Here is a 17,552-nt window from a genome sequence, read left to right as displayed (position 1 = left end):
TGTTGCCAAGTAAAGACCCTGTAGCCACTATAGGGTCAAGCACCCATTTGGAGATGGCCGTCATGAAGATCGGAGAACTGGCGAAACTCACCGACTGCGCCGTGGAAACCATCCGCTATTACGAGCGCGAAAACCTGCTGCCGGAACCGGCGCGCAGCGATGGCAACTACCGCGTCTACACCCAGGCCCACGCCGAACGCCTGACCTTCATCCGCAACTGCCGCACCCTCGACATGACCCTCGAAGAAATCCGCAGCTTGCTGGCCATGCGTGACAGCCCGCAGGATCAGTGTGCAAGCGTCAATACGTTGATCGACGAACACATCCAGCACGTGAAAGCGCGGATTGATGGCTTGCTGGCGCTGCAGACGCAACTGCTCGACCTGCGCCAACGCTGTGGCGAAGGGCCGGGGGCGGATCAGTGCGGGATTTTGCAGCGGCTGGAGGTGAGTGGTGGCGTCGTCGCAACCGAAGTCGAACATTCCCACGTAGGCCGCAGCCACGGCCATTGACAACACCACAAAATATTGTGGGAGCTGGCTTGCCAGCGATAGCGGTTTTACAGACACATCAATGTTGAATGTGCTGCCGTCATCGCTGGCAAGCCAGCTCCCACAGGTTTAATGGCAGTCTGTCAGACCGCCATTGGCGCGGTCATCGGCGCGTGGTGCTCGTAACCTTCCAGCGAGAAATCGCTCGGCTCCACCAGCTCCAGCCACTCCGGCTGGTATACACCGGTCTTGGCAAACTCCGGCACGCGGTCGGAGATTTTCAGTTTTGGCATGGCGAACGGCTCGCGCTTGAGCTGTTTGTTGAGCATGTCCAGATGGTTCTCGTAGACGTGCGCATCACCGATGAAATAGGTGAACCAGCGCGGCGTGTAACCGGTCAGGCGCCCGATCAGGCTGAGCAGCGCGGCGCCTTCGGTGAGGTTGAACGGCGTGCCCAGACCCAGGTCGTTGGAGCGGATGTACAGGGTCAGGGAGATCTCTTTGGTCTCTACATTCGGATGGAACTGGTACAGCAGATGGCATGGCGGCAGGGCCATTTCATCGAGCTGGGCGCAGTTCCAGCCGTGGAACAGGATGCGGCGGCTGCCCGGATCCTTGATGATCGTGTCGACGCACTGGCGCACCTGATCGATGGCTTTGTACAGCACCACATAGGCCTGGCCGTCTTCCTCGCCCTGGGCGATCTGCTTGTAGCCGTTGCTCAGAGTCTGTTCGATGGCGGCGGTGTTGCTCAGCGGGATCTGCTTGTACGCCGGCCATTTGCGCCATTGCACGCCGTAGATTTCGCCGAGGTCGTCTTCGCCCTGACGGAACGGGTTGGCCAGCCACTGCGCGTTTTCGTTGGCGTTCTGGTCCCAGACCTTGCAGCCCAGCGCACGGAATTCAGCGGCATTGTTCACCCCACGCAGAAAACCGCACATCTCGCCGATGGCCGATTTGAAGGCCATCTTGCGGGTGGTGATCGCCGGGAAACCTTCCTGCAGATCGAAACGCAGCATCGCACCCGGGAAACTGATGGTGTTGATGCCGGTGCGGTTGGCCTGTTTGGTGCCGTTCGCAATGACGTGCGAGACCAGTTCGAGATATTGCTTCATGAGTTACCTGTGTCCTTTGAGCCCCGGCGTCGCGCGCCGGGGTTCGTAGTTTAAGCGGTCGGCGCGAGCGGCGCTGCCGGCGCACGACGATAGGCCAGCCAGATCAGGAATAGCCCGCCGACAATCATCGGCACGCACAGCACTTGGCCCATGGTCAGCCAGTTCCAGGCCAGGTAGCCCAGTTGCGCGTCCGGCACGCGGACGAACTCGACGATGAAACGGAAAATGCCGTAAAAAAGCGCGAACATGCCCGATACCGCCATGGTCGGGCGCGGTTTACGCGAGAACAGCCACAGGATCAGGAACAGCGCCACGCCTTCGAGCGCGAACTGATACAGCTGCGACGGGTGACGCGGCAGCTGCGCCGGATCGCTGAACGGCGGGAAGATCATCGCCCACGGCACGTCGGTCGGCTTGCCCCACAGCTCGGCGTTGATGAAGTTACCGATACGCCCGGCGCCCAGACCGATCGGCACCATCGGCGCAACGAAGTCCATCAGCTGGAAGAAGGTCTTGCCGTTACGCTTGCCGAACCACAGCGCGGCGAGCATCACCCCGATGAAACCGCCGTGGAACGACATGCCACCCTTCCACACTTCGAAAATCAGCGTCGGGTTGGCGATGTAAGCGCTCAGGTCATAGAACAGCACGTAACCCAGACGTCCACCGACAATCACCCCCATCGACAGCCAGAACACCAGATCGGAGAGCTTCTCCTTGGTCCAGGTCGGGTCGAAACGGTTGAGCCGGCTCGACGCCAGCAGCCATGCGCCGCCGATGCCGACGAGGTACATCAGGCCGTACCAGTGGATTTTCAGCGGACCGATGGCCAGGGCCACCGGGTCGATCTGCGGGTAAGGCAGCATTGCGACTCCTCGTTAGAGTTGAAACCAAAATTCCCGGGCGACGCTGCCACCTCAGGATTAAGCCAGGATTGCGGCCTGCTCTGAACCAGAGGCTCAGAGCAGGAAATTCAGACCCACGCAGAACAGCAAAGCGGCGAACAGCCGTTTCAGCAAGCGCGGCGACAACTTGTGCGCCAGACGCGCGCCGAGACGGGCGAACACCATGCTGGTCAGGGCAATGCCCAGCAGCGCCGGCAAATAAACAAAACCGAGACTATGCGGCGGCAACAACGGATCATGCCAGCCCAGAATCATGAAACTTAAGGCACTGGCCAGCGCAATCGGCAGGCCACAAGCCGACGACGTCGCTACGGCTTGCTGCATCGGCACGCTGCGCCAGGTCAGGAACGGCACGGTCAGCGAGCCGCCGCCGATCCCGAAAATCGCCGAGGCCCAGCCAATCACACTGCCGGCCACGGTCAGACCGAGTTTGCCCGGCACCGTTCGACTGGCCTTGGGTTTGACCTCCAGCGCCAGTTGCACGGCAATCACCAAGGCGAACACGCCGATGATCTTCTGCAGGTTCGGCCCGGAAATCGCCTCGGCGGTCAGCGCCCCAAAACCGGCGCCGAGCAGAATGCCCACGGTCATCCACATGAAGATCGGCCAGCGCACCGCACCACGTCGATGGTGTTCACGCACGGCATTGACCGAAGTGAAGATGATGGTCGCCAGCGATGTCCCTACCGCCAGATGCGTGAGGATCGACTGATCGAATCCCTGCAAGGTAAAACTGAACACCAGCACCGGGACAATAATGATCCCGCCGCCCACCCCGAACAGCCCGGCCAGCACGCCCGCACAGGCGCCCAACGCCAGATAGAGCAGAAATTCCATGACCGTCTCCCAGACGCATCCCCAAAACCGGAGCGGCATGGTAACGGATGCATGCCCTTTGGCTCCACTGACGATGGATGCACGGACGCCGACTGCGTAGAGTGAGCAAAAAACACACAAGGACCACCTTATGTGCCTGATCGTTTTCGCCTGGCGTCCGGGCCATGCCCAGCCGCTGATCGTCGCGGCCAACCGTGACGAGTTCTACGCCCGCCCGAGCCTGCCGCTGGCGCCATGGACCGACGCGCCGCACGTACATGCCGGGCGCGATCTTGAGGCGGGCGGCACCTGGTTGGGGATCGGCGCCAATGGGCGCTTTGCCGCGCTGACCAATATCCGCGATCCGCACCAGCCTCCGGCGCGTAAATCGCGGGGCGAGCTGGTGGCGCGGTTTCTCGCGGGCGATGCGTCGATTGATGATTATTTAAGCGATGTGGTCGCGCGCTCGCCGGAGTACGCCGGGTTCAACCTGCTGCTGGGCAATGCCCACGAGCTGTGGCACTTCAATGCGCGAACGTCCGAGCCGGTGATGCTCCAACCCGGGGTTTACGGGCTGTCGAATGCCGGGCTGGATACGCCGTGGCCGAAACTGCTCAAGGCCAAGGCTGCCCTGAGCGCGGTGCTGGACGATCCACAACCTGCGCGGTTGCTGGAGTTGCTGGGCGATGCGCAAACCGCACCGTTTGCCGAACTGCCGGACACCGGAGTCGGGCTGGCGACCGAATCACTGCTGTCGAGCGTGTTCATTGCCAGCCAGAGTTACGGGACGCGGGCGAGTACGGCGTTGATTGTGCAGGCGGACGGCACGCGGCGGATGGTCGAGCGCAGTTTCGGGCCGTATGGCGGCCACTTGGGGGCGGTGGAGCTTGTGGTTTAGCGGTGCCGGATAGAACGCCATCGCTGGCAAGCCAGCTCCCACAGGTATCTTCGTTGTTCACACATTTTTAGTGTTCACAGGAGATCCTTGTGGGAGCTGGCTTGCCAGCGATGAGGCCATCAGCCTTTTAAAGGGCCTTGTTGACCGCCGGCGGATTCATCTTCGACAAGCCGAGATTCTTCAGCGCCAGTTGCAGCGAGCTGTGGATAACCTGCGGATTGTCGATGGTCATCAGCTCGGCCAGCAGGTCCTTGGCCTTGCTCAGGTTGATCTGGCGCAGCATCCACTTCACTTTCGGCAGGTTGGTGGCGTTCATCGACAGGCTGTCGAAGCCCATCGCCATCAACAGCACCGCCGCTGCCGGATCACCCGCCATTTCGCCGCAGATGCTCACCGGCTTGCCTTCGGCATGCGCGTCGCGCACCACAGTCTGCAGGGCTTGCAGCACCGCCGGGTGCAGGTAGTCGTAGAGATCGGCCACTCGCGGGTTGTTGCGGTCGACCGCCAGCAGGTACTGGGTCAGGTCGTTGGAGCCGACCGACAGGAAGTCCACCTGGCGCGCCAGTTCCCTGGTCTGATACACCGCAGCCGGAATCTCGATCATCACCCCGATCGGCGGCATCGGCACGTCGGTGCCTTCGTCGCGCACTTCGCCCCAGGCACGGTGGATCAGGTGCAGGGCTTCTTCGAGTTCGTGGGTGCCGGAGATCATCGGCAGCAGGATCCGCAGGTTGTTCAGGCCTTCGCTGGCCTTGAGCATCGCACGGGTCTGCACCAGGAAGATTTCCGGGTGGTCGAGGGTCACGCGAATCCCGCGCCAGCCGAGGAACGGGTTGTCTTCCTTGATCGGGAAGTACGACAGCGATTTGTCACCGCCGATGTCCAGACTGCGCATGGTCACCGGTTGCGGGTGGAACGCGGCGAGCTGCTCGCGGTAGATCGCCAGTTGTTCCTTCTCGCTTGGGAAGCGCTGGTTGATCATGAACGGCACTTCGGTGCGGTACAGGCCGACACCCTCGGCGCCGCGCTTCTGCGCCCGCGCCACATCGGCCAGCAGACCGGTGTTGACCCACAACGGCATGCGGTGCCCGTCGAGGGTCACGCACGGCAGGTCACGCAGGGTATCGAGGCCCAGCGCCAGTTGTTTCTCTTCTTCGACCACCTCGGCGAACTGCTTGCGCAGCACGTCGCCAGGGTTGGTGTAGACCTCGCCGCGGGTGCCATCGACGATCACTTCGATACCGTCGACCTTGGCGTACGGCAGATCGACCAGGCCCATCACCGTCGGAATGCCCATGGCCCGGGCCAGGATCGCGACGTGGGAGTTGCCCGAACCGAGGACCGACACCAGACCGACCAGCGTGCCTTCCGGCACCTCGCCGAGCATCGCCGGCGTCAGTTCTTCGCTGACCAGAATGGTTTTTTCCGGGTAGACCAGGTTCTGCTGACGCTCTTCCTGCAGGTAAGCCAGCAGGCGCCGGCCAAGGTCTTTGACATCCGACGCACGCTCGCGCAGGTAGGCGTCGTCCATCAGTTCGAAACGGTTGACGTGCTCAGTGACCACCTGGCGCAGCGCGCCCTGGGCCCACTGGCCGGTCTTGATCACGGTGGTGATTTCGCTGCCCAGCGAGGCATCGTCGAGCATCATCAGGTAGACGTCGAACAGCGCGCGCTCTTCCGGACGCAACTGGGTCGCAAGTTTGGCGGACAAGGCGCGCATGTCGGCGCGCACGCCTTCGATGGCGGTCTTGAACAGCGCCAGTTCGGCGTCGATGTCGGTGATGTGCTTGTCCGGCACCACGTCCAGATCCGCTGGCGGCAGCATCACCACGGCAGTACCGACGGCAGCACCCGGCGAACCCGGTACGCCGACGAACTTGGCTTCCTGAATACCCTTGCCCTGACGGCCCAGGCCACGGATCGAACCGGTGGCCTCGGCGTGGGCGATCACGCCAGCGAGCTGCGCGCTCATGGTCACGAGGAAGGCTTCTTCACCTTCATCGAACTGGCGGCGTTCTTTCTGCTGGATGACCAACACGCCGACGACGCGGCGGTGGTGAATGATCGGCGCCCCGAGGAAGGAGGCGTAGCGCTCCTCGCCGGTTTCGGCGAAGTAGCGGTAGCGCGGGTGATCCGCGGCGTTTTCGAGGTTCAGGGGTTCTTCACGCGTGCCGACCAGACCCACCAGACCTTCGTTGGGTGCCATGCTGACCTTGCCGATCGAGCGCTTGTTCAAGCCCTCGGTGGCCATCAGGACGAAGCGGTTGGTCTCGGGATCAAGCAGGTAGACCGAGCAGACCTGGCTGCCCATGGCCTCTTTGACGCGCAACACAATAATCCCCAACGCCGCCTTGAGATCCTTGGCGGAGTTAACTTCCTGGACGATCTTGCGCAGCGTATTGAGCATGGCTCGGGGTCGAACTCCGTCGTCAGTCGCGCGCTAAAAGGCGCGGGGCAAGCTCTTTGAGGGCGCGTCGATACACCTCGCGCTTGAATGTCACCACCTGGCCCAACGGATACCAATAACTGACCCAGCGCCAGCCATCGAACTCCGGTTTACCGGTCAAATCCATCCGCACCCGCTGCTCGTTGGAGATCAGGCGCAGGAGAAACCATTTCTGTTTCTGGCCGATGCACAGCGGTTGGCTGTGGGTACGCACCAGACGTTGCGGCAAACGATAGCGCAACCAGCCCCGGGTACAGGCCAGTATTTCAACATCTTCACGTTCCAGGCCAACTTCTTCGTTCAGCTCGCGGTACAAGGCGTCTTCCGGCGTCTCCTCGGGGTTGATTCCCCCTTGCGGAAACTGCCAGGCATCTTGATTGATACGGCGAGCCCATAGCACCTGGCCGGCGTCATTCGTCAGAATGATCCCGACATTGGGGCGGAAACCATCGGGGTCGATCACGGCAACAACCTCGCAAACGCATGTCGCCGCATTGTTCCACAAAGCTTGATAAGGCGGCAACGAAGGTTCCTACCTTATGTGCACTCTTGTGAAAAGACCGTATTCTTGTCGCCTTTTTACTGACTTTTCAGCGGGTAACTGCAATGCGCCTGGCTCTATTCGATTTGGACAACACCCTTCTGGGCGGCGACAGCGATCACGCCTGGGGCGACTATCTGTGCGAGCGCGGCTTCCTCGATCCGGTGGCGTACAAGCAGCGTAACGACGAGTTCTACCAGGATTACCTGGCCGGCCAGCTGGATAACGCCGCGTACCTGAACTTCTGCCTGGAAATCCTCGGTCGCACCGAAATGGCCGTGCTTGAGCAGTGGCATAACGATTACATGCGCGACTGCATTGAGCCGATCATGCTGCCCAAGGCGCTGGAGTTGCTGAAACAGCACCGTGACGCCGGGGACAAACTGGTGATCATCACCGCCACCAACCGCTTCGTCACCGCGCCGATTGCCGTGCGTCTGGGCGTTGAAACCCTGATCGCCACCGAGTGCGAGATGGTCGATGGCCGCTACACCGGGCGCAGCACCGACATTCCGTGCTTCCGCGAAGGCAAGGTGACGCGCCTGAATCGCTGGCTCGACGAAACCGGGTATTCGCTGGATGACAGCTATTTCTACAGCGATTCGATGAATGACCTGCCGCTGCTGGAGCAGGTGGCGAACCCGGTGGCCGTGGATCCGGATCCGAATCTGCGGGCCGAGGCCGAGAAGCGTGGCTGGCCAGTCATTAGTCTGCGCGGCTGATATAGCTATCGCTGGCAAGCCAGCTCCCACAGGTCTTTCAGGTGGTCACACCATTTGTGTTCGCTACAGATCCTGTGGGAGCTGGCTTGCCAGCGATTGAAGCAACGCGGTCTCAAGCCTTAAACAGGCTTGGCGCCCATCAACCCGGCAATGGCGATAAAGCAGACAACACTGAACAACGCCAAGGCAAAAGTGAACCTGCCAACGCCGCCCGGCGCCTTGCGCAAGCGATTCAAGCGCACCAGCAACCAGAACCACGCCAGCGCCGCCACGGTGTACAGCACGCTGGAGGCCAGCAGCCAGGTCTGCCCCAGCGGCCAGCCGACCAGATGCACCATGCCCCAGCCGGTGAACGGCATGCTCAACAACGCCAGGCCCATCAACAGCCAGATGAACACCCGTGGCCGTTGCAAGGTGCGGCTGCCCGCCGTTGCATCACCTTTGCGTTTTGCCAGAAAAACCCAGACTCCCAACCCGAGCGCACCGGCCAGCAACACTACAGTGGCGACAATGTGCGCGGCTTTCAGGGCAGTTAACGTTTCCATTGTTCGATTTCCTCAGGGCCTGCCCATCAGCGTAGCCGCTTAGCCAAGAAACAACTGATAGGCCGGGTTTTCGCTTTCATCCCAGTACGGATAACCGATTTCCTCAAGCGCCGCCGGCACCAGATGGCGCTCGTCATGCGGTACTTGCAGGCCCGCGACCACCCGGCCGTCAGCTGCGCCGTGGTTGCGGTAGTGGAACATCGAGATGTTCCAGCGCCCGCCGAGCTTGTTGAGGAAGTTGAACAGCGCGCCCGGGCGTTCCGGGAATTCGAAGCGGAACACCACTTCGTCGATCACGTGCGCTGCGTGGCCGCCGACCATGTGGCGGATGTGCAACTTGGCCAGTTCGTTGTCGGTCAGGTCGAGTACCGGGAAACCCTGCTCGGTCAGGCTCGCCAGCAGCGCGCTGCGCGGGTCGTTTTCCGGGTGCGTCTGCACGCCGACGAAGATGTGTGCTTCGCTGCCGGTGTTGTAGCGATAGTTGAATTCGGTGATCTGGCGCTTGCCAATCGCTTCGCAGAAGGCTTTGAAACTGCCGGCCTTCTCAGGAATGGTCACGGCGATGATCGCCTCGCGACCCTCGCCCAGCTCGGCGCGCTCGGCGACGTGGCGCAGGCGGTCGAAATTGACGTTGGCTCCGGAGTCGATGGCGACGAAGGTCTGGCCACTGACGCCGCGCAGTTCGACGTACTTCTTGATCCCGGCCACGCCCAAGGCGCCGGCAGGTTCGGTGATCGAGCGGGTATCGTCGTAGATATCCTTGATTGCCGCGCAGATCTCGTCGGTGCTGACAGTTATCACTTCGTCGACGTAGTCTTTGCAGATGTCGAAGGTGTGCTGGCCGATCTGTGCCACCGCCACGCCGTCGGCGAAGATGCCCACGGTCGGCAGTACCACGCGCTCACCGGCGGCCATGGCCGCTTGCAGGCAGTTGGAGTCGTCCGGCTCGACGCCGATGACCTTGATGTCCGGACGCAGGTATTTCACGTACGCCGCGATACCGGCAATCAGACCGCCGCCGCCAACCGGCACGAAGATCGCGTCCAGCGGTTGCGGGTGCTGGCGCAGAATTTCCATCGCCACGGTGCCCTGCCCGGCAATGGTGTGCGGATCGTCGTACGGGTGGATGTAGACGTAGCCCTTTTCATCGACCAGTTTCAGCGAGTAGGCCAGCGCTTCCGGGAACGAATCGCCGTGCAGCACGACTTTGCCGCCGCGCGAACGCACGCCTTCGACCTTGATCTCCGGAGTAGTCTTGGGCATGACGATGGTCGCTTTCACGCCCAGCACTTTCGCCGCCAGCGCCAGACCCTGCGCATGGTTGCCCGCCGACGCGGTGACCACGCCACGGGCGCGCTCTTCGTCGGTCAGCTGGGTCAACTTGTTGTAGGCGCCGCGAATCTTGAACGAGAACACCGGCTGCAAGTCTTCACGCTTGAGCCAAATGTCATTGCCCAGCCGCTCGGAGAGCTGGCGAGCGTTCTGCAGCGGGGTTTCTACGGCAACGTCATAAACGCGCGAGGTGAGGATCTTTTTGACGTACTGTTCGAGCATCGGAAAGCATCACTGGCGATTGGGCGGGACCGACGAGTCTAACCCGGCTTTTGCCCGGGCGACCACACTGAACAGGGGGTTTTAGCCGGGGCGAACAGTTTGTGATGTAAACCTCATTGTGGTGAGGGGATTTATCCCCGATCGGCGGCGCAGCCGTCGTCAACCTGAGAGCGCAATATTTGCGAGGGGTGCTGGGAGCGCTTCGCCCTCCATCGGGGATAAATCCCCTCACCACAGGAGTTTTCGCCGGGCATGGGGGCTATAATGCCGGCCTTTCCGAACTCACCTTGCCCGCTTCCGGAGCCCGCATGACCCAGGATCAACTCAAACAGGCAGTGGCTCAGGCCGCCGTCGACTTCATCCTCCCGAAACTCGATGACAAGAGCATCGTCGGGGTCGGCACCGGCTCCACCGCCAACTGCTTCATCGATGCGCTGGCCCAGCACAAGGGCGCGTTCGATGGCGCGGTCGCCAGTTCCGAAGCCACTGCCGCGCGCCTCAAGGGCCACGGCATTCCGGTGTATGAGCTGAACACTGTCAGCGACCTGGAGTTCTACGTCGACGGCGCCGACGAGAGCGACGAACACCTGAACCTGATCAAGGGCGGCGGCGCCGCCCTGACCCGCGAGAAGATCGTCGCGGCCGTGGCCAAGACCTTCATCTGCATCGCCGACGCCAGCAAACTGGTGCCGGTGCTGGGCGAATTCCCGCTGCCGGTGGAAGTGATCCCGATGGCCCGCAGCCACGTCGCCCGCCAACTGGTGAAACTGGGCGGCGACCCGGTGTACCGCGAAGGCGTGCTGACCGACAACGGCAACATCATCCTCGACGTGTTCAACCTGCAGATCACCAACCCGGTGGAGCTGGAGGCGCAGATCAACGCGATCGTCGGCGTGGTCACCAACGGTTTGTTCGCGGCGCGCCCGGCGGATCTGCTGTTGCTGGGCACCAGCGAAGGTGTAAAAACGCTGAAGGCTGAGTAAGCAGAGACTGCCCGCCATTTGTAGTCAGATGCAAAACCTGTAGGAGTGAAACCTGTGGCGAGGGGATTTATCCCCGATGGGCAGCGAAGCGGCCCCAAGAGCTGGGACCGCTGCGCAGTCCATCGGGGATAAATCCCCTCGCCACAGAGCTCACTCCTACTTTTTTGTGGTGTTGATCAGTTTTGCGCAGGTTTCCTGAAGACGTAAAACAGGTTCGGCTCACTCACCAGATACAACGTTCCGTCATCATCCATCGCCATGCCTTCGGCTTGCGGCACGCTCTTGTGCAAACCCTGCCGGCCCTTGTTCAGCGACAAGGTGCTCAGCGGACGTCCATCAACATCCAGTTCCAGAATCAGCCCCGACTCGTCGGACAGCGCCAACAAATGGCCGCTGCGCTCGTCGTATTGCAGGCTCGACAGATCGCGCACGAACATCCCCGCATCGCGCTTGGGATTATTGATCACGTGCACCGCGTAGGATTTTTCTGGATTGAAGTGCGGAAATCCGTGCACTTCATAAATCAGCATCGGGTCGCGCTCCTTGGCCACGAACAGGCGTTTGCCCACCGAGTCATACGCCAGGCCCTCGAAGCCCTTGTTGCCGCTCATGTGCACGCCAAGTGTCATCTGTTCGGCATCCGCCGCATCGAGGAAGGTCGTGTCCTGCTCAAGATGCACCTTGATCAGCCGTTGCTCTCGCTCGTCGGTGATCACATAGGTGTCGGCACTGATGAACTCCACCGCTTCGGCATCGCCAAAGCCGATCAGTGCGATGCGCCGCAGGAGCTTGCCGTCGAGCGACAACTCGACCAATTCGGCGTGCTTATTGGTCACGGTGAACAGGCTTTTGCGCAGCGGATCGTAGGTCAGCGCCGACACATCGTCGTTCAGCCCGTCGATGACCCTAGCCTCGACCTCGACCCGGTACTGATCCAGACCGATGGCCTGGCTGCTTAACGGTTGCCACACACTGTGCAGGTTGAACCAGGCGCGCTCGAACAGGCGCAGGTATTGGCCGATCGCGATCAACGCGATCAGGGCAATCACTGACAGGATGGCAAACAGGGGCTTGGGACGGGCAAGTCGACGCATTCAGGCAGGCTCGGGATCAAAACAGGCGGATGAAATATCACGCCTGTCTGAACTGAAGCTTAATGGCCACTTGCCTCAGGCCACAAGACGCCCCTGTGTAGGAGCTGCCGCAGGCTGCGATCTTTTGATCTTGAAAACAAAAGCAAAAGATCGCAGCCTGCGGCAGCTCCTACATGAGGGTTAGTGAAAGGTGGTTATTTCTGCTTTTCGAAGCGATAGAACAGGTTCGGCTCACTGACCATGTACAGCGTACCGGCGTCGTCCATGGTCACGCCTTCGGCGCGGGGAATGGTGCTCTTCAAACCGTTGAAGCCGCCCAGCAGGGTCATGAAGCTGACTTGCTCGCCCTTCTCGTCCAGCTCCAGCAACAGATGCGAATCAGCGGACAGCACCAAGGTGTGGCCGGTACGCGGGTCGATGGCCAGCGCCGAGAGGTTGCGGATATCCAGCTCATCATTGGCCAGCTTCTGCTTGTCACCCTTGAGGATCTGGCTGCCGTCGCTTTTCCAGGTGAACAGCGCCGGCGGCCGCTCTTCGCCCAGCAGCAACTGCTGGTTGCGCGGATCCCAGGTGATTGCCTCAAATGCCTTGTTCTGGTTTTTCGACGGACCGAGGTCGTATTTCGGGAAATCGGCGATATTCAGTTCGCGGGTATTGGCATCGACCTTGACGATGGTCAGCAGGTGTTCGCGCTCATCGACGATCGCCATCAGGCCGTTTTCCAACACGGTCACGCCTTCCGGATTGCTCCAGCCCACCAGCGGCATCTTGCGTAGCACATCACCCTGCAGGGTCAGTTCGACCAAAAACGGGTTCTTGCCCATCACTGAAAACAGGGTTTTGGTCTGCGGGTTGTAGGACAGGTCAGAGGCCTCGTCCTTTTCCATGCCCGGCAGCAGTTTGCCGTCGATGACTACACGATAGTCCGGCAACCAGATGCTCGCTTTTTGCTCGGCCTGGCTTTCGAAACGCTCGCGCAACCAGAGCAGGCCACGGTCGTCCCAATGCATGGCAAACGCCAGGCCATACGCGGCGGCAAGCACCAGCAACAGCCAGACATACCAGCGCAGGGCAAAACGTGAGCGACGAGGAGGATTGAGCTGTGTTTGAGCTGACATCAGGGACGCGTTCCGAAAATTCAGGCTATGGGTAATAGCACAAAGAGGCCGGCTCAGACGCCAGAATGAGAGGAATTATCCGGACAGAATGTGAAAAAAACGGCAAATGGCGGCATTGCCGTGCGCTGCCAGCCATCTTCCGGGCACCACAAAGCAATGTGGGAGCGAGCACTGTGGTGAGGGGATTTATTCCCGATGGGCTGCGAAGCGGCCCCAAAAACTGGGACTGCTGCGCAGGCCATCGGGGATAAATCCCCTCACCACAACAGGCTCGCACACAGGGTGTTACCGTTTCGCGGTCAGCGCACGCTGCTGCTGAAGCTGCTCGCGCCAACCAGTTCCAGCACGATGTCGTCGCCGACGTTCAGCGGGCCGACGCCCACTGGCGTGCCGGTGAGGATCACGTCGCCGGCCTGCAGCGAAAAGCAGCCGGCCATGTGCTGGATCATCGGCACGATCGGGTTGAGCATCGCGCTGCTGTTGCCGTCCTGACGCACTTCACCGTTGATGGTCAGGCGAATGCCGATGTCGGTCAGGTCTGGGAACGTGCTGCCGACCACGAACGGGGCAATCACCGCCGCGCCGTCGAACGACTTGGCGATTTCCCATGGCAGGCCCTTGGACTTGAGCTCGGCCTGCTTGTCGCGCAGGGTCAGATCCAGCGCCGGAGCGAAACCGGAGATCGCATCCAGCACTTCTTCGCGGCTCGGTTTGGTCGACAGCGGCTTGCCGATCAACACGGCGATTTCCGCTTCGTAGTGCACCGAGCCGCGCTCGGTCGGAATGCTGAACCCGCCTTCCAGCGGCACCACGCAACTGCCCGGCTTGATGAACAGCAACGGTTCGGTAGGCACCGGATTGTCCAGTTCCTTGGCGTGTTCGGCGTAATTACGGCCAATGCACACCACTTTCCCGATCGGGAAGTGAATGCGCGTGCCGTCGACGTACTGGTGCTGATAGCTCATTTACCGACTCCTGCCTTCATTGATTCAGGGGATTGCCAATCAAACCGCGAAGATCTTGCCCGGGTTCATGATGCCGTTCGGGTCGAACACCGCTTTGACCGCCTTCATGTACTCGATTTCGACCGGCGAACGGCTGTACGTCAAGTAGTCGCGCTTGGTCATGCCCACGCCGTGTTCGGCGGAGATCGAACCGTTGTATTTCTCGACGGTTTCGAACACCCACTTGTTGACGGTCGCGCACTTGGCGAAGAACTCATCCTTGCTCAGGTTATCCGGCTTGAGGATGTTCAGGTGCAAGTTGCCGTCACCGATATGGCCGAACCAGACAATTTCGAAATCCGGGTAATGTTCACCGACGATCGCGTCGATTTCCTGCAGGAATGCCGGGACTTTCGACACGGTGACCGAGATGTCGTTCTTGTACGGCGTCCAGTGCGAGATCGTCTCGGAGATGTACTCGCGCAACTTCCACAGGTTGTGCAGCTGGGTTTCGCTCTGGCTCATCACGCCGTCCAGCACCCAGCCCTGCTCGACGCAGTGTTCGAAGGTTTCCAGCGCGGTGTTGGCCACTTCTTCGCTGGTTGCTTCGAATTCCAGCAACGCATAGAACGGGCACTCGGTGTCGAACGGCGCCGGTACGTCGCCACGGCCCAGCACTTTGGCCAGGGCCTTGTCGGAGAAGAATTCGAACGCGGTCAGGTCAAGCTTGCCCTGAAAGGCATGAAGCACCGGCATGATCGAGTCGAAGTCGGCGGTGCCGAGGACCATCGCGGTGAGGTTTTTCGGCGCGCGATCCAGACGCATGGTCGCTTCGACCACAAAACCCAAAGTGCCCTCAGCACCAATGAATAACTGGCGAAGGTCGTAACCGGTGGCGTTCTTGATCAGGTCTTTGTTCAGCTCCAGCACATCACCCTTGCCGGTGACCACTTTCAGGCCAGCGACCCAGTTACGGGTCATGCCGTAGCGAATCACCTTGATCCCGCCGGCATTGGTGCCGATGTTGCCGCCAATCTGACTGGAACCGGCCGACGCGAAGTCCACCGGGTAATACAGGCCGTTTTCTTCGGCGACGTTTTGCAGGTGTTCGGTGACCACGCCGGGCTGGCACACGGCGGTGCGATCGGTAAGGTTCACGTCGAGAATCTGGTTCATGTAGTCGAACGACACCACCACTTCGCCATTCGCGGCGACGGCGGCGGCGGACAGCCCGGTGCGCCCGCCCGACGGCACCAGCGCCACTTTGTGGGTATTGGCCCAGCGGACGACGGCCTGCACCTGCTCGATGGTCTTGGGAAACACGATGGCGCTCGGCGCGGGCGCGAAGTGCTTGGTCCAATCCTTGCCGTACGCATTCAGGGAGTCGGCGTCGGTCAGGACCTTGCCAGGCTCGACCAGGGTCTTCAGTTCATCAATCAGGGCAGGATTGGTCATCGACAGAACTCTCGAACAATTCATGGTCATCCTGAAGACGCTTCACGTCGCAGGAATGAGTGTTTCGCGGGGTGGCTATGCTAGCATACCGACCCCGCAGGCCAGTGCCCAAGGCCAGTTCTGCGGTGACGGCTTTCTTGCCGTGCGGGTCAGCTCCAGGCTGCTCCCCTCCCTGCCATTTTTCTCCGGGATACAGGTTTACGCAGATGAGCAAGACTTCTCTCGATAAGAGCAAGATCAAGTTCCTTCTTCTCGAAGGCGTCCACCAATCGGCTGTCGACGTCCTCAAGGCGGCGGGCTACACCAGCATCGAATACCTGACAGGCTCCTTGCCGGAAGCCGAGCTCAAGGAAAAGATCGCTGATGCTCACTTCATCGGCATTCGTTCGCGCACCCAACTGACCGAAGAGATCTTCGATCACGCGAAGAAGCTGGTCGCGGTCGGCTGTTTCTGCATCGGCACCAACCAGGTTGACCTGAGTGCTGCCCGCGAGCGCGGTATCGCCGTGTTCAACGCGCCGTACTCCAACACCCGCTCCGTCGCGGAACTGGTGCTGGCCGAAGCGATCCTGCTGCTGCGCGGCATCCCTGAGAAAAACGCTTCCTGCCACCGTGGCGGCTGGATCAAGTCCGCAGCCAACTCCTTCGAGATCCGTGGCAAGAAACTCGGCATCGTCGGCTACGGCTCGATCGGTACGCAGCTGTCGGTTCTGGCGGAAGGCTTAGGGATGCAGGTGTTCTTCTACGACACCGTGACCAAGCTGCCGCTGGGCAACGCCACTCAAGTCGGCAACCTGCACGAGCTGCTGGGCATGTCCGACATCGTCACCCTGCACGTTCCGGAAACCGCTGCGACCCAGTGGATGATCGGCGAGAAGGAAATCCGCGCCATCAAGAAGGGCGGCATCCTGATCAACGCCGCGCGCGGCACCGTGGTCGAGCTGGACGCCCTGGCGGACGCGATCAAGGACAAGCACCTGATCGGCGCGGCCATCGACGTGTTCCCGGTAGAGCCACGCTCCAACGACGAAGAGTTCGAAAGCCCGCTGCGTGGCCTGGACAACGTGATCCTGACCCCGCACATCGGTGGCTCGACTGCCGAAGCCCAGGCCAACATCGGTCTGGAAGTGGCGGAGAAACTGGTCAAGTACAGCGACAACGGTACTTCGGTGTCGTCGGTGAACTTCCCGGAAGTGGCCCTGCCGGCTCACCCTGGCAAGCACCGTCTGCTGCACATCCACGAGAACATTCCGGGTGTAATGAGCGAGATCAACAAGGTCTTCGCCGAAAACGGCATCAACATCTCCGGTCAGTTCCTGCAGACCAACGAGAAAGTCGGTTACGTGGTGATCGACGTCGACGCCGAGTACTCGGAGCTGGCGCAAGAGAAGCTGCAACACGTCAACGGCACCATCCGCAGCCGCGTGCTGTTCTGATCGAACGCCGAGCAATGAAAAAGGGAGCCTTCGGGCTCCCTTTTTCATGCACCGCCGGAAACTTATTTGACGTTGACGGTGATTTTCTTCGAGACGATTGGCGGATCGAACGGCATGTGGCCGCTGTCGCCCAGTTCCAGCTGCAAGGTGTGCTTGCCCGGGGCCAGTTTGATCGTGGCCTCGGTCTGCGCCTTGCCGAAGTGCATGTGATTGGCGTCATTCGGAATCGGTGCGCCCGCCGCCGGCATTTGGTCGACGTCGATCAGCAGGTGATGGTGACCGGTGTTCTTGGTAACGTCACCGGCCGGTGCCAGCGCAACGTCCTTGACCCCGAACTTGACCTTGAACTCCTGAGAAACCGTGGCCCCGTCTTCGGGAGAAACGATGAACACTTCGGCACCTTTAGGCGCCGGGGTCGCTGCACTGGCCAGCACTGAAACACCCATCAACAGGCCAGCCAAGGCTGCTCGTGACATAAACGTTTTCATT

17 protein-coding genes are annotated in these 17,552 nt (G+C 60.9%); 5 read left to right on the top strand and 12 right to left on the bottom strand.

Annotation, left to right across the window (positions count from 1 at the left end; genetic code table 11):
* Positions 1 to 62: 62 nt before the first annotated feature.
* Positions 63 to 512 (top strand): Cd(II)/Pb(II)-responsive transcriptional regulator, encoded by a 450-nt coding sequence (gene cadR / locus AB1J88_RS22355; RefSeq protein ID WP_007964189.1) that lies wholly within the window; start codon positions 63 to 65, stop codon positions 510 to 512.
* A gap of 122 nt (positions 513 to 634) precedes the next feature.
* Here the strand turns inward: cadR and AB1J88_RS22350 are convergent, their stop codons facing one another.
* From AB1J88_RS22350 to AB1J88_RS22340, 3 genes are all read right to left on the bottom strand, one after another.
* Positions 635 to 1,606 (bottom strand): thymidylate synthase, encoded by a 972-nt coding sequence (locus AB1J88_RS22350; protein WP_430291995.1) that lies wholly within the window; start codon positions 1,604 to 1,606, stop codon positions 635 to 637.
* A gap of 50 nt (positions 1,607 to 1,656) precedes the next feature.
* Entirely contained in the window at positions 1,657 to 2,472 is an 816-nt protein-coding gene (gene lgt, locus AB1J88_RS22345; protein ID WP_007965581.1) for a prolipoprotein diacylglyceryl transferase, read from the bottom strand.
* Positions 2,473 to 2,565: 93 nt separating this feature from the next.
* A complete protein-coding gene (locus AB1J88_RS22340; protein ID WP_047297179.1) occupies positions 2,566 to 3,348 on the bottom strand; it encodes a sulfite exporter TauE/SafE family protein in 783 nt (260 codons plus the stop codon).
* Between the two features lie 130 nt (positions 3,349 to 3,478).
* Here AB1J88_RS22340 and AB1J88_RS22335 point away from each other — a divergent pair, with 130 nt between their 5' ends.
* On the top strand, positions 3,479 to 4,225 hold the full coding sequence (locus AB1J88_RS22335) for an NRDE family protein (protein ID WP_430291994.1): 747 nt from the start codon (positions 3,479 to 3,481) through the stop codon (positions 4,223 to 4,225).
* Positions 4,226 to 4,352: 127 nt separating this feature from the next.
* Here AB1J88_RS22335 and ptsP read toward each other — a convergent pair whose 3' ends face one another.
* Both ptsP and AB1J88_RS22325 read right to left on the bottom strand, forming a co-directional pair.
* On the bottom strand, positions 4,353 to 6,632 hold the full coding sequence (ptsP, locus tag AB1J88_RS22330) for a phosphoenolpyruvate--protein phosphotransferase (RefSeq protein WP_041072165.1): 2,280 nt from the start codon (positions 6,630 to 6,632) through the stop codon (positions 4,353 to 4,355).
* A gap of 22 nt (positions 6,633 to 6,654) precedes the next feature.
* Positions 6,655 to 7,134: an RNA pyrophosphohydrolase gene (locus tag AB1J88_RS22325; protein ID WP_003229203.1), complete on the bottom strand. Its 480-nt coding sequence runs from the start codon at positions 7,132 to 7,134 to the stop codon at positions 6,655 to 6,657.
* Positions 7,135 to 7,277: 143 nt separating this feature from the next.
* On the opposite strand from AB1J88_RS22325, the gene AB1J88_RS22320 reads away from it, so the two are divergent.
* The gene (locus tag AB1J88_RS22320) at positions 7,278 to 7,934 is read left to right on the top strand and encodes an HAD family hydrolase (protein ID WP_430291993.1); all 657 of its coding nucleotides are present in this window, start codon (positions 7,278 to 7,280) and stop codon (positions 7,932 to 7,934) included.
* 119 nt (positions 7,935 to 8,053) lie between these two features.
* Here the strand turns inward: AB1J88_RS22320 and AB1J88_RS22315 are convergent, their stop codons facing one another.
* A complete protein-coding gene (locus AB1J88_RS22315; RefSeq protein WP_430291992.1) occupies positions 8,054 to 8,479 on the bottom strand; it encodes a DUF2269 domain-containing protein in 426 nt (141 codons plus the stop codon).
* Positions 8,480 to 8,518: 39 nt separating this feature from the next.
* Complete coding sequence (ilvA, locus tag AB1J88_RS22310) at positions 8,519 to 10,033, bottom strand: threonine ammonia-lyase, biosynthetic (protein WP_041072159.1); 1,515 nt, start codon at positions 10,031 to 10,033, stop codon at positions 8,519 to 8,521.
* Positions 10,034 to 10,341: 308 nt separating this feature from the next.
* Between ilvA and rpiA the strand changes: the two genes are divergently transcribed.
* Positions 10,342 to 11,016 (top strand): ribose-5-phosphate isomerase RpiA, encoded by a 675-nt coding sequence (rpiA, locus tag AB1J88_RS22305; RefSeq protein ID WP_166221608.1) that lies wholly within the window; start codon positions 10,342 to 10,344, stop codon positions 11,014 to 11,016.
* A 176-nt stretch (positions 11,017 to 11,192) separates the two neighbouring features.
* Here rpiA and AB1J88_RS22300 read toward each other — a convergent pair whose 3' ends face one another.
* From AB1J88_RS22300 to AB1J88_RS22285, 4 genes are all read right to left on the bottom strand, one after another.
* Entirely contained in the window at positions 11,193 to 12,110 is a 918-nt protein-coding gene (locus AB1J88_RS22300; RefSeq protein WP_430291991.1) for an SdiA-regulated domain-containing protein, read from the bottom strand.
* Positions 12,111 to 12,304: 194 nt separating this feature from the next.
* Positions 12,305 to 13,228 (bottom strand): SdiA-regulated domain-containing protein, encoded by a 924-nt coding sequence (locus AB1J88_RS22295; protein WP_430291990.1) that lies wholly within the window; start codon positions 13,226 to 13,228, stop codon positions 12,305 to 12,307.
* Between the two features lie 299 nt (positions 13,229 to 13,527).
* Positions 13,528 to 14,193, bottom strand: a complete 666-nt coding sequence (locus AB1J88_RS22290) for a fumarylacetoacetate hydrolase family protein (protein WP_027610530.1) — start codon at positions 14,191 to 14,193, stop codon at positions 13,528 to 13,530.
* A 39-nt stretch (positions 14,194 to 14,232) separates the two neighbouring features.
* On the bottom strand, positions 14,233 to 15,627 hold the full coding sequence (locus AB1J88_RS22285) for an FAD-binding oxidoreductase (RefSeq protein ID WP_121182511.1): 1,395 nt from the start codon (positions 15,625 to 15,627) through the stop codon (positions 14,233 to 14,235).
* A 206-nt stretch (positions 15,628 to 15,833) separates the two neighbouring features.
* Between AB1J88_RS22285 and serA the strand changes: the two genes are divergently transcribed.
* Positions 15,834 to 17,063, top strand: coding sequence for a phosphoglycerate dehydrogenase (gene serA / locus AB1J88_RS22280; RefSeq protein WP_003229219.1), 1,230 nt, complete (start codon positions 15,834 to 15,836; stop codon positions 17,061 to 17,063).
* A 62-nt stretch (positions 17,064 to 17,125) separates the two neighbouring features.
* Here serA and AB1J88_RS22275 read toward each other — a convergent pair whose 3' ends face one another.
* Positions 17,126 to 17,551, bottom strand: coding sequence for a DUF4399 domain-containing protein (locus AB1J88_RS22275; protein ID WP_041072147.1), 426 nt, complete (start codon positions 17,549 to 17,551; stop codon positions 17,126 to 17,128).
* Position 17,552 lies beyond the last annotated feature (1 nt).

Origin of the sequence: Pseudomonas sp. S8 (genome assembly GCF_050473925.1) — a bacterium.
Lineage (GTDB): Bacteria > Pseudomonadota > Gammaproteobacteria > Pseudomonadales > Pseudomonadaceae > Aquipseudomonas > Aquipseudomonas parakoreensis.
This window is presented reverse-complemented; position numbering and strand designations above follow the sequence as displayed.